This window comes from Bacillus sp. JK74, from assembly GCF_053663395.1.
The window spans coordinates 5,001-16,810 of the sequence record NZ_JBSJQB010000006.1; the positions used below are offsets into that span (position 1 = coordinate 5,001).

The 11,810-nt window shown below is 46.0% G+C and carries 14 protein-coding genes and 2 tRNA genes (1 of these 16 only partly in view); 13 read left to right on the plus strand and 3 right to left on the minus strand.

What is annotated here, in order from left to right; translation table 11 throughout:
• From ACWJJ5_RS15965 to tsaD, 7 genes are all read left to right on the plus strand, one after another.
• Window positions 1–73 (plus strand) — tRNA-Met (locus ACWJJ5_RS15965); it begins 4 nt to the left of the window's first position.
• A 10-nt stretch (window positions 74–83) separates the two neighbouring features.
• Window positions 84–160 (plus strand) — tRNA-Asp (locus ACWJJ5_RS15970).
• A 181-nt stretch (window positions 161–341) separates the two neighbouring features.
• A complete protein-coding gene (gene thiL, locus ACWJJ5_RS15975; RefSeq protein WP_326360442.1) occupies window positions 342–1,319 on the plus strand; it encodes a thiamine-phosphate kinase in 978 nt (325 codons plus the stop codon).
• 15 nt (window positions 1,320–1,334) lie between these two features.
• Window positions 1,335–1,811 (plus strand): tRNA (adenosine(37)-N6)-threonylcarbamoyltransferase complex ATPase subunit type 1 TsaE, encoded by a 477-nt coding sequence (gene tsaE, locus ACWJJ5_RS15980; RefSeq protein WP_070081450.1) that lies wholly within the window; start codon window positions 1,335–1,337, stop codon window positions 1,809–1,811.
• Entirely contained in the window at window positions 1,792–2,481 is a 690-nt protein-coding gene (tsaB, locus tag ACWJJ5_RS15985) for a tRNA (adenosine(37)-N6)-threonylcarbamoyltransferase complex dimerization subunit type 1 TsaB (RefSeq protein ID WP_454022527.1), read from the plus strand. The genes tsaE and tsaB overlap by 20 nt, the downstream gene beginning before the upstream one ends.
• 10 nt (window positions 2,482–2,491) lie before the next feature.
• Window positions 2,492–2,947, plus strand: a complete 456-nt coding sequence (gene rimI / locus ACWJJ5_RS15990; protein ID WP_003155993.1) for a ribosomal protein S18-alanine N-acetyltransferase — start codon at window positions 2,492–2,494, stop codon at window positions 2,945–2,947.
• Window positions 2,940–3,980: a tRNA (adenosine(37)-N6)-threonylcarbamoyltransferase complex transferase subunit TsaD gene (tsaD, locus tag ACWJJ5_RS15995; RefSeq protein ID WP_077721880.1), complete on the plus strand. Its 1,041-nt coding sequence runs from the start codon at window positions 2,940–2,942 to the stop codon at window positions 3,978–3,980. Before rimI ends, tsaD begins: the two co-directional genes overlap by 8 nt.
• Before the next feature lie 225 nt (window positions 3,981–4,205).
• Here the strand turns inward: tsaD and ACWJJ5_RS16000 are convergent, their stop codons facing one another.
• The gene (locus tag ACWJJ5_RS16000) at window positions 4,206–6,134 is read right to left on the minus strand and encodes an ABC-F family ATP-binding cassette domain-containing protein (protein ID WP_020953910.1); all 1,929 of its coding nucleotides are present in this window, start codon (window positions 6,132–6,134) and stop codon (window positions 4,206–4,208) included.
• A 139-nt stretch (window positions 6,135–6,273) separates the two neighbouring features.
• Here ACWJJ5_RS16000 and moaC point away from each other — a divergent pair, with 139 nt between their 5' ends.
• Genes moaC through tatC form a run of 4 tightly spaced genes read left to right on the plus strand, consistent with a single transcriptional unit; the run spans window position 6,274 to window position 8,384 of the window.
• The gene (gene moaC, locus ACWJJ5_RS16005) at window positions 6,274–6,786 is read left to right on the plus strand and encodes a cyclic pyranopterin monophosphate synthase MoaC (RefSeq protein WP_003155986.1); all 513 of its coding nucleotides are present in this window, start codon (window positions 6,274–6,276) and stop codon (window positions 6,784–6,786) included.
• Window positions 6,783–7,430, plus strand: coding sequence for a redox-sensing transcriptional repressor Rex (locus tag ACWJJ5_RS16010; RefSeq protein ID WP_146276233.1), 648 nt, complete (start codon window positions 6,783–6,785; stop codon window positions 7,428–7,430). Before moaC ends, ACWJJ5_RS16010 begins: the two co-directional genes overlap by 4 nt.
• A gap of 18 nt (window positions 7,431–7,448) precedes the next feature.
• Complete coding sequence (locus tag ACWJJ5_RS16015; protein ID WP_003155981.1) at window positions 7,449–7,619, plus strand: twin-arginine translocase TatA/TatE family subunit; 171 nt, start codon at window positions 7,449–7,451, stop codon at window positions 7,617–7,619.
• 6 nt (window positions 7,620–7,625) lie between these two features.
• Window positions 7,626–8,384, plus strand: coding sequence for a twin-arginine translocase subunit TatC (tatC, locus tag ACWJJ5_RS16020; protein WP_454022528.1), 759 nt, complete (start codon window positions 7,626–7,628; stop codon window positions 8,382–8,384).
• Between the two features lie 41 nt (window positions 8,385–8,425).
• Here the strand turns inward: tatC and ACWJJ5_RS16025 are convergent, their stop codons facing one another.
• A complete protein-coding gene (locus tag ACWJJ5_RS16025) occupies window positions 8,426–8,617 on the minus strand; it encodes a YdiK family protein (RefSeq protein WP_003155975.1) in 192 nt (63 codons plus the stop codon).
• Window positions 8,614–9,348: a CPBP family intramembrane glutamic endopeptidase gene (locus ACWJJ5_RS16030; RefSeq protein ID WP_003155972.1), complete on the minus strand. Its 735-nt coding sequence runs from the start codon at window positions 9,346–9,348 to the stop codon at window positions 8,614–8,616. The genes ACWJJ5_RS16025 and ACWJJ5_RS16030 overlap by 4 nt, the downstream gene beginning before the upstream one ends.
• Before the next feature lie 236 nt (window positions 9,349–9,584).
• Between ACWJJ5_RS16030 and groES the strand changes: the two genes are divergently transcribed.
• Window positions 9,585–9,869, plus strand: coding sequence for a co-chaperone GroES (gene groES, locus ACWJJ5_RS16035; RefSeq protein WP_013351185.1), 285 nt, complete (start codon window positions 9,585–9,587; stop codon window positions 9,867–9,869).
• A gap of 41 nt (window positions 9,870–9,910) precedes the next feature.
• Complete coding sequence (gene groL, locus ACWJJ5_RS16040; RefSeq protein WP_003155941.1) at window positions 9,911–11,545, plus strand: chaperonin GroEL; 1,635 nt, start codon at window positions 9,911–9,913, stop codon at window positions 11,543–11,545.
• Window positions 11,546–11,810: the final 265 nt, after the last annotated feature.

Below are 11,810 nucleotides of genomic sequence, written 5' to 3' on the forward strand. Positions count from 1 at the left end.
GGGTGGAGCAGTTCGGTAGCTCGTCGGGCTCATAACCCGAAGGTCGCAGGTTCAAATCCTGCCCCCGCAACCAAAAATTAAATGGTCCGGTAGTTCAGTTGGTTAGAATGCCTGCCTGTCACGCAGGAGGTCGCGGGTTCGAGTCCCGTCCGGACCGCCATTTTTATTGTAAACGAAACGATCATGTTTTCGTTTTTTTTGTGTTTTCTTTTAATGCTGGCAGCTTGGTATCTAACCAAGCTTTCTTTTATATCGTTAAAGTCTTGGATATTGAAACATAATCCGATACACTAGAAAGAGCTGTATTTCACAAGAGCGTCAGAAAGGGAGACGGGAGATATATGGATGAGTTTGATTTGATTCACAGTATTACACCGCATTCGCATTATCATCCTTCCGTCGATGTAGGGATCGGTGATGATGGTGCGGTTTATACAGCGTCACCCCATATGCAGCAAATTGTCTGCCTTGATACAATGGTGGAGAATGTCCATTTTAAATTAGAGTATTCCTCTCCTCATGATATCGGTTATAAAGCGCTTGCTGTTAACATTAGTGACGTGGCGGCGATGGGAGGCATTCCGAAGTTTTATTTGGTGTCTCTAGCGGTTCCTTCTTGCTGGCAGAAAGCTGACGTCCAGGCAATGTATGAAGGGATGGCGGAACTGGCGAAACTATATCAAATGGATTTGATCGGGGGAGATACCGTCTCCGCTTCCGGTCAAGCCGTAATTACCGTTACTGTCATCGGAGAAGTTGAGAAGGATTGCGCTTGTCTGCGAAGCTCGGCAAGACCCGGAGATGTTGTGTTTGTTACGGGGGATATCGGCTCGTCCGCAGCAGGACTGTCTCTTTTGTTGGGAGAAACACTTTCTTCTGCTTTTCACACGAGTGATTATTTTATCCGAAAACATAAACGGCCCGTTCCGAGAGTTCAAGTCGGCCGCTTCTGCTCTCAGCTTCAGCGCGCGGCTCTGAATGATATCAGTGACGGATTGGCCAGTGAGCTGCATGAAATAGCTGCGGCAAGTTCAGTTACGATAGAAATTGAAGAACAACTTCTGCCGGTGCATCCGGATTTGCCTGAGGCAAATTCTGAGTGGAAGAAATGGGTGTTATTCGGCGGTGAAGATTTTGAATTGGTTGGAACGGTTTCTCAGCAAGAGTGGACCTCTCTGCTTGATTACTGCTCTCAGTCAGGCATTCCGATAGCGAAGATAGGGGCGGTGTCTGAACGGAAGGAAGCATGTGTTCTTTTGACAGCCAATGATCAGAGACAAATCGTCCTTGAGAAAAAAGGATACAATCATTTTAAATAAGACGGGTGACTCACTTTGAAGACATTACAATGGAGAACGAAAAACCCCGAAGAAACGAAAGCCGTAGCCAAGCTTGCCGCTTCTTTGGCAAAGCCGGGAGACATTTTGACACTGGAAGGCGACTTAGGCGCGGGAAAAACGACTTTTACAAAGGGTTTTGCCGAAGGACTGGGAATCACGAGAGTGGTAAACAGCCCGACTTTTACAATTATAAAAGAATACCATGACGGTTCGATTCCTCTATATCATATGGATGTGTATCGTATGGAGGATGAAAGCGAAGACTTAGGGCTTGAAGAATATTTTGAGGGACAAGGCGTCTGTTTAATTGAATGGGCTCATTTAATTCAGGATCAGCTGCCTGCTGAACGGCTGCAGATCGTCATCAAGAGAGCCGGTGATGAGGCAAGGGACATTACCTTTACGGCTTTCGGAACACGGTATGAAACGCTTTGTGAGGAGATAAATAAACATGACAATACTGGCAATTGATACGTCAAATTACACGCTGGGTGCCGCGCTCGTTCGTGACAAAACGGTGATGGCGGAGTATATTACATATTTAAAAAAGAATCATTCCGTGCGGGCGATGCCTGCTGTCAATTCATTGCTGAAGGATTGCGGCCTAACACCGCAGGACCTTACGAAAATAGCGGTGGCGAAAGGACCTGGATCGTACACAGGTGTCAGAATCGGTGTGACGCTGGCAAAAACATTGGCATGGTCGCTGAAGCTTCCGGTTTCCGCTGTCTCGAGCCTGGAGGTGCTGGCGGCTAACGGACGGCACTTTCAAGGACTGATCTGCCCGTTATTTGATGCCCGGCGCGGACAGGTATATACGGGACTTTATGAATATCAGAACGGCCGATTACAATCCGTTCTTCCTGATCAGAATGTCCTTTTGACTGATTGGCTCGGCATGCTGAAAGAAAAAGCGTCTCCGGTTTTATTTTTAGGGCACGATACAGCCATCCATGAAGAAACCATTCTGCATGAAATGACATCTCAAGCAGTGATAGGAACGGCTGCACAGCATAATCCGCGGCCGTCAGAGCTGGCGTTTTTAGGCTTGGAAAAAGAAGAAGCGGATGTCCACAGCCTTGTTCCTGATTATTTGCGTCTGGCAGAGGCTGAAGCGAAATGGATGGAATCTCAAAAATAGGGTGATAGGGATGAAAACGAAAACGGCGATACGAAGCATGCGGCCGGAAGATATTGATCAAATTTATGAAATTGAAACAGCATCCTTTACTTCTCCGTGGACGAAGGATTCATTTTATCATGAGCTTTTGGAAAATCCGTATGCCCACTACCTTGTCATTGAAAAGGACGGCTGTCTGGCGGGGTATTGCGGAATCTGGATTATTATAGATGACGCGCAGATTACGAACATAGCCATTAAGCCGGAATATCGGGGCCAATCGTTGGGAGAAGCGCTGTTTCGCTCTGCGATAGAATTGTGCAGAGAAAAAAAGGCAAGAAGGCTCTCTCTCGAAGTCAGGGTCTCAAATCATCCCGCCCAATCCTTATATAAGAAATTCGGTCTTCAGGCCGGAGGAATCAGAAAACAATACTATACAGATAACGGGGAAGATGCGTTATTAATGTGGGTGACATTACATGAGTGAAAAACAAGATATTTATGTATTAGGAATCGAAACAAGCTGTGATGAAACTGCGGCCTCAGTCGTAAAAAACGGAAAAGACATCATTTCAAACGTTGTCGCTTCTCAAATTGAAAGCCATAAACGTTTCGGCGGGGTCGTGCCTGAAATAGCGTCCAGACATCATGTGGAGCAGATTACCCTTGTGATTGAGGAAGCTCTTTCAAAGGCGGAGATGGGCTTTGATGATCTTGATGCGATTGCTGTAACGGAAGGACCCGGACTTGTCGGAGCCCTGTTAATCGGAGTCAATGCGGCAAAGGCGTTAAGCTTTGCCCATCAAATACCGTTAGTCGGCGTCCATCACATTGCGGGCCATATTTATGCAAACAGGCTGATAGGAGAGCTTCAGTTCCCGGCGCTTGCTTTGGTTGTGTCAGGCGGACATACGGAATTGGTTTATATGAAAGAGCACGGTTCATTCGAGGTTATCGGTGAAACGCTGGATGATGCCGCAGGCGAAGCTTATGACAAAGTGGCAAGAACGATGGGGCTTCCTTATCCGGGAGGGCCGCAGATTGATAAGCTGGCTGCTGTGGGAACGGATTCCATTCCGCTTCCGCGTGCGTGGCTGGAAGAAGGGTCTTACAATTTCAGCTTCAGCGGCCTGAAATCAGCCGTGATTAACACGCTTCATAACGCCTCGCAAAAAAATGAGGTGATTCCTCCGGAGGATCTTGCCGCAAGCTTTCAGCAGAGTGTCATTGATGTACTGACGGCAAAAACCTCTAAGGCCGCGAAAGAATACGGGGTTAAACAAGTGCTGCTTGCAGGAGGCGTAGCCGCTAACAAAGGGCTGAGAGCCGCACTGCAGCAGGAATTCAGCCATTCGGGAGATCCCGAGCTTATCATCCCGCCGCTTTCTTTATGCACGGACAATGCAGCGATGATTGCGGCTGCCGGAACCGTTGCTTTTGAAAAGGGGATCCGGGGCTCATATGATATGAACGGACAGCCCGGTTTGGAATTAACATCCTTTGATCGTCTCACGTTGTAAAACGTGAGGCTTTTTTTTTTACTTATTAACAGATAATTCTAATATATCCACAGGATTGTGAATATATTCAGAAATCCAGTCTGGATAAGGGACTGTAAGTTGTTAGTAAAGTGGATAAAGTCAGAAAATTTTGTGGATAGTGTGTATAAAGCGCTTGCTTAAATGGCTGACAAGGAGGATAGCTGTGGATAAAAAAGCACCCCTTAAAGAGGTGCTTGACTTTTTCTATTCTTCTGAGGAGAGTTCCTCCCATTCTGCTAATAAGTTTTCGAGCTCTTGATTCAGGGCTTCATTCTCCGCGTGAATGGTCTGTACTTTTTCATGATCCTGATACACGTCAGGGTCGCACAGCAGCTCCTCATTGGCACTGATTTTCTCTTCGGCGGATGAGACGGCCGCTTCGATTTCTTCAATGCGTCTCAGGCGCTGCCGTTCTTTCTTCTTCCATTCTTTTTCTTCCTCGTAAGTTCTTTTCGTATCCTGTTTGACCTTGCCGGCAGGCTGAGCCTGCTCCTTTTCCTGCCGCTTCATTTCTTCCAGTTCCAGCTGCTGGGCTTTTTTCTCGGTGTAATAGTCATAGTCTCCCAAATATTCTTCTGCATGATCAGGTGACAGCTCCAGCACTCTTGTGGCGATCCTGTTAATAAAGTAGCGGTCATGCGATACAAATAACAGTGTTCCCGGGTAGTCGATCAGGGCGTTTTCCAGCACCTCTTTACTATCCAGGTCAAGGTGGTTTGTCGGCTCATCAAGGATGAGAAAGTTTGCTTTTTGAAGCATCAGCTTGGCAAGCGCGACTCTTGCTTTCTCCCCGCCGCTTAACGAACGGACCGGTTTCAGGACATCGTCTCCGCTGAACAGAAAGTTGCCGAGGCATGTTCTGATCTCTTTTTCCGGCATGTCCGGATACTCATCCCACAGCTCGTCCAGCACGCGTTTGGACGATGTCAGTTCAGCCTGCTCCTGATCGTAATAGCCGATTGTGACGTTGGAACCGTACGTGATCGACCCGGATTCCGGACTGATTGTATTCATAATCGTTTTCAGCAAGGTTGATTTGCCGATTCCGTTCGGTCCGACGAGGGCGGCGCTTTCGCCTCTTGTAATGCCGAAGGTCAGGTTTTTCAAGAGCGGCGGCTGGCCGTCATAGCTGATGGAAACATCCTGTACACGCAGGACGTCGTTTCCGCTCTGTTTTGTAATGTCAAAACGGAAGGCGGCTGATTTTTCATCCCCGAGCGGCTTTGCCATGACGTCCATCCGTTCCAGCTGTTTTCGTCTGCTTTGGGCTCTTTTCGTTGTAGAAGCTCTGGCCAGATTGCGGTCGACAAAATCTTGAAGCTTGGCGATTTCGTCCTGCTGTTTTTCATACAGCTTCAGGTCTTTCTCATACTGCTCGGCTTTTTGTTCTAAATAGGCGCTGTAGTTGCCGAGGTATTTTTTGCTTTCTGTCCGGGAGACCTCGTACACTTGGCTGACGACTTTATCAAGAAAGTATCTGTCGTGGGAAACGATCAGGATTGCGCCTGAATATCCCTGTAAATAATGCTCAAGCCATGTAAGCGTATCGATGTCGAGATGGTTCGTCGGTTCATCCAGAATAAGCAGATCAGGCTGGGTCAGCAGCAGTTTTCCGAGCGCAAGCCTTGTTTTCTGACCGCCGCTCAGGCTTTGCACTTTCACGGAATCGTCAAATTTTCCGAAGCCGAGTCCGTGAAGGATAGATCGGACGTCCGCTTCATATTGGTAGCCGCCTTTATCCTTGAAATCCTGCTGAAGCCTGTCATAGGTTTTCATCAGCGTCTCAAGCTCCGCCGGGGCGGCCGTGGCCATCTTTTCTTCAATAGAGCGCATCTCTTTTTCCATTGCTTTCAGGAAATCAAAAACGCTCAGCAGTTCTTCTTTTATGGTAAGCTGGGATTCCAAGCCAGTGTGCTGGGCAAGATATCCCATCGTTAATTCTTTCGGTTTGATTAATTCACCCTTTTCATATGAAAGGTGACCTGCGATAATTTTAAGGAGAGTTGATTTGCCGGCTCCGTTTCTGCCTACTATGGCGATGCGATCCCGAGATCTGACTTCAAGCTTTATATTGTTTAAAATAGGATCAGCGCCAAAAGATTTGGATAGCTGATTAATTTGTAAGATCATCATATTATTTCACCTCTGTTATAATAAGTTAAGTGTAGCTTATCAACCTGCTGTCAGCAAACAATACATCAGAATTGGAACATTATAGGATAAGACATCAGGGAGAAAATAGTGTATGATCAGAAGTAAGGAGAGTTTAAATATGAATGGATTTTCTCATTTTAATGAAGAAGGCCGTGCCCGCATGGTGGATATAAGCGATAAATCTTCAACAGTCCGTACTGCCGCTGCGATATCCAGCGTACACATGAAACATGACGTGTACAGCAGAATCAAAAACCGCGAGATCGGAAAAGGAGACGTGCTGGCTGTCGCACAGGTGGCAGGAATTATGGCCGCAAAGCAGACGTCAGCGATTATCCCGATGTGCCACCCGCTTTCTTTAAGCAGCGTCGACATTTCATTCGGCTGGGAGGAAAAGGATTCCGAAGCCGTTCTTCATATACAGGCAAGCGTAAAAACGAAAGGGAGTACAGGTGTGGAAATGGAAGCGCTAACTTCCGCTTCAGTCTGCGCTTTGACCGTGTATGACATGTGCAAGGCGCTGGATAAAGGAATGGTCATCGGCCCGACCTGCCTCATGGAAAAAACAGGAGGCAAAAACGGTGATTTTAAAAGAGATGCATCTGAGTATAAAGTGGAGGACCAATCATGAACAAGGATCAATCAAAAATTCCACAGGCGACGGCAAAACGGCTGCCGCTTTATTATCGCTTTTTAAAGAATTTACACGCGTCAGGAAAGCAGCGCGTTTCATCAGCTGAACTGAGCGACGCGGTAAAAGTCGATTCGGCCACGATCCGCCGGGATTTTTCCTATTTCGGGGCGCTCGGCAAAAAAGGATACGGCTATAATGTGGATTACCTGCTGTCATTTTTCAGAAAAACACTGGATCAGGATGAAACGACGAACGTCATTTTGATCGGTGTCGGGAATTTAGGGACGGCGTTTCTTCACTATAATTTCACAAAAAATAATAACACAAAAATATCTATGGCTTTTGATGTGAATCAGAGTAAAATAGGAACTGAGGTAGGCGGTGTGCCTGTCTTTGATCTTGATGATTTAGAGCTTCACATAAAGGATGAACCCGTGGCGATTCTTACCGTTCCGGCGGTTGCCGCCCAGTCAATCACCGACCGGCTCGTGTCGCTCGGAATCAAGGGAATCCTTAACTTTACGCCGGCCCGTTTGAATGTGCCGGATCACATTCGAATTCATCATATAGATTTAGCAGTAGAGCTTCAATCATTGGTTTATTTCTTAAAGCATTATTCTGTTTTGGAAGAAATTGAATAGCGAAAGGAGGAGCTGCACATGATCGGTCCTGGAAGCCTGGCGGTTATCGGTGTGGTGGCGGTGATTATTTTCGGTCCGAAGAAGCTTCCCGAATTAGGAAAAGCGGCGGGGGACACGCTTCGTGAATTTAAGAACGCTACTAAGGGATTAGCCGGTGAAGAAGAGGAAAAAAAGAAAGAAGAACAGTAAGATAGGATGACGCGTATGAGAGTGAATCAAATGACGCTTGTGGAGCATATTGCCGAACTTCGGAAACGATTGCTGATTGTGGCGTTATCCTTTACGGTTTTCTTTATTGCCGGCTTTTTTCTGGCAAAACCTATCATTGTGTATCTTCAAAAAGCCGATGAAGTAAAAGAGCTCACCCTTAATGCTTTTAACCTGACGGATCCGCTGTTTATCTTTTTGCAGTTCGCGTTTATCATCGGCATCATTTTGACTTCGCCGATTATTCTCTATCAGATTTGGGCGTTTGTCAGTCCGGGTCTGTATGAGAAGGAGCGCAAAGTAACACTCAGCTATATTCCGATTTCGATCGTGCTGTTTGTCGGCGGTGTGTCGTTTTCTTATTATATTTTATTTCCGCTGGTCGTTGATTTTATGAAGCGGGTCTCGAATGACCTGGATGTCAACCAGGTAATCGGGATCACCGAGTACTTTCATTTTCTGCTGCAGCTGACGATTCCGTTCGGGCTGCTGTTTCAGATGCCGGTGCTGATCATGTTTTTAACGAGACTCGGTGTTATCACGCCGATGTTTTTATCGAAGATCAGGAAGTACGCATATTTTGTGCTGCTCGTGATCGCCGCGATGATTGCGCCGCCTGAGCTGCTGTCTCACTTGATGATTACCATTCCGCTTTGCATTTTATATGAGATCAGTATCCTGATTTCAAAAGCGGCGTATCGGAAAAGGCAGACCGACAGTGAATCTGACCAGGACGTATCAGCATAAGAAAAGCCATTTCTCAATGATGAGAAATGGCTTTTCTTTTATTATTTTTGATTTTTCTTCACTTTAAATGAGAAGGCGAACATTTTAAACGAGATGCTGATATTATAAGCGGCGAAAACCATCAGCAGTATGGAATAAAAAGACCACATGCTTCCCGGAGAGCTTGCGGCCAAATACGTAAAGATACAGCCGACTGCGAAATAAATCAAGCCCCAAGTCATTGGGTTCCTCATACAAACAATCCTCCAATAATTAATTGCATTTGCTCACTATGCTGTTCAATATATTTTTGGGCGGGGCCGAGCTGCATGACCACGACAATGGTATTCATCATGACATGGGCGAATATCGGCACAATAATCCGTTTCGTCTGCACATACAAGAACGCAAAGGTAAAGCCCATGGCCGTATACAGCAGCAGGTGCGTGAGGTCTTGATGCACAATGCCGAAAATGACGGAACTGATCAGTCCGGCGATAAAGAAATTCGTTTTTTCATATAATACACCGAAGATGATCTTCCGGAAAATGATTTCTTCAAGAATCGGCCCGACGATAGAAGAAACGATAATCATGAGCGGCATGGCTTTAATAATGTTGAGAATGGCTTTCGTGTTTTCGGAACCGCTGCCCACATGAAAGACATACTGCTCAATCATCCCGGCGATTCCCTGAGAAAATAAAGCGAGCCATATTCCCGCGACCGCCCAGAGAACGGACATGCCGGCGGATGCTTTCTTCCCGTTTCTTAATGTCTGTTTCGGCGCGGTTCTCAAAATCAAGAGAACGATAATCAGGCAGATAAAAAAGCTTACGACGGAATAAATCCCCTGAGCCATGGTGAGATTCGCATTCGTAGGGTGCCCGCCCGCATAGCCGAATTTGTACATTAAAGGAATGCCGATCAAGGCGGAAAGCTGCATGATAACATATGTCAAAATGATATACCAATACTGTTTTCTCAAATGATATGTACTCCTTTATCCTATAAAATCAACTTATTTGTTCTTATTGTAACACAAGTGAACTTGACGTGAAAAAAGGAGAAAATCAGTGCGAGAGAGAATCATGTAAGCGTGAAAATTTTTTATTCTTATGACTTGAAATTGGAAGTGAGATTCTTTATTATAATAACTGTGTTAGCACTCTTTAGAGCTGAGTGCTAAAATTACATATTCATACTATTGAGGAGGTTATTACATTGTTAAAGCCATTAGGTGATCGCGTTGTCATTGAACTCGTAGAATCTGAAGAAAAAACTGCCAGCGGAATCGTATTACCGGATTCTGCAAAAGAAAAGCCGCAAGAAGGCAAAATCGTGGCAGCCGGTTCAGGTCGCGTGTTGGAAAGCGGAGAGCGCGTTGCTTTAGAAGTAAAAGAGGGCGACCGCATTATCTTCTCAAAATACGCCGGTACTGAAGTGAAATACGAAGGTGCTGAATACTTAATCTTACGTGAAAGCGACATTTTAGCTGTAATCGGCTAAGCAAATAAATATTTTTAAAAATTCGAGGAGGTTTCGTTAACATGGCAAAAGATATTAAGTTTAGTGAAGAAGCACGCCGCGCTATGCTTCGCGGTGTCGATGCGCTTGCTGACGCTGTAAAAGTAACTTTAGGGCCAAAAGGACGCAACGTGGTTCTGGAGAAAAAATTCGGTTCTCCGTTAATTACTAATGACGGTGTAACAATCGCAAAAGAAATTGAACTTGAAGACGCGTTTGAAAACATGGGTGCGAAGCTTGTAGCTGAAGTAGCCAGCAAAACAAACGACGTTGCCGGTGACGGTACAACAACTGCAACAGTTCTTGCGCAGGCTATGATCCGTGAAGGCCTGAAAAACGTAACTGCGGGGGCTAACCCTGTCGGCGTACGTAAAGGTATGGAACAAGCCGTAACTGTTGCAATCGAAAACTTAAAAGAAATTTCTAAGCCGATCGAAGGCAAAGAGTCTATCGCTCAGGTTGCTGCGATCTCTGCTGCTGATGAGGAAGTGGGAAGCCTTATCGCTGAAGCAATGGAGCGCGTAGGAAACGACGGCGTCATCACAATCGAAGAGTCTAAAGGCTTCACAACTGAGCTTGAAGTTGTGGAAGGTATGCAATTCGACCGCGGATATGCGTCTCCTTACATGGTGACTGACTCTGATAAGATGGAAGCGGTTCTTGACAATCCTTACATCTTAATCACAGACAAAAAAATCACAAACATTCAAGAAATCCTTCCTGTGCTTGAGCAAGTTGTACAGCAAGGCAAACCATTGCTTCTGATCGCTGAAGATGTTGAAGGTGAAGCTCTTGCTACACTCGTTGTCAACAAACTTCGCGGCACATTCAACGCTGTTGCCGTTAAAGCTCCTGGCTTCGGTGACCGCCGTAAAGCAATGCTTGAAGACATCTCTGTTCTTACAGGCGGAGAAGTAATCACAGAAGACTTAGGCCTTGACCTGAAATCTACTGAAATCGGACAATTGGGACGCGCTTCTAAAGTTGTGGTAACGAAAGAAAACACAACAATCGTAGAAGGCGCCGGCGACACTGAAAAAATCGCTGCACGCGTCAACCAAATCCGCGCTCAAGTGGAAGAAACAACTTCTGAATTCGACAGAGAAAAATTACAAGAGCGTCTTGCAAAACTTGCCGGCGGCGTAGCTGTCATCAAAGTCGGCGCTGCGACTGAAACTGAGCTGAAAGAGCGTAAACTTCGCATCGAAGACGCCCTCAACTCAACTCGCGCAGCTGTTGAAGAAGGTATCGTATCCGGCGGTGGTACAGCGCTTGTCAACGTATACAACAAAGTCGCTGCAGTGGAAGCTGAAGGCGATGCGCAAACAGGTATCAACATCGTGCTTCGCGCGCTTGAAGAGCCGATCCGTCAAATCGCACACAATGCAGGTCTTGAAGGATCTGTCATCGTTGAGCGCCTGAAAAACGAAAAAATCGGCGTAGGCTTCAACGCTGCAACCGGCGAATGGGTAAACATGATCGAAAAAGGTATCGTTGACCCGACAAAAGTGACACGTTCAGCCCTGCAAAACGCAGCTTCTGTAGCAGCAATGCTCCTGACAACTGAAGCCGTTGTCGCTGACAAACCGGAAGAAAACGCCGGCGGCGCAGGAATGCCTGACATGGGCGGCATGGGCGGTATGGGCGGAATGATGTAATCATTGCCCCAGAAACCCAGTAAAAATGGGGTTTCTAGACTCTTATCTACTTTGAAAATAACCGAAGAGTAACAAAAGAGTAACATTTTCTTGAATAAGGGTCTAAATTAGAGGTTTTCCATGAGTTCTTTGAACTTTTGGGAAGCCTCTTTTTAAATTTCATAAAAGCTTCCCTGTCTTTTTTTTCATGTTATTTCGAAAAATTAAAGCATAATGAATTAACCTTAATACCTTTTCTCTTTTTTGTGGCTTCTATATGCTAATT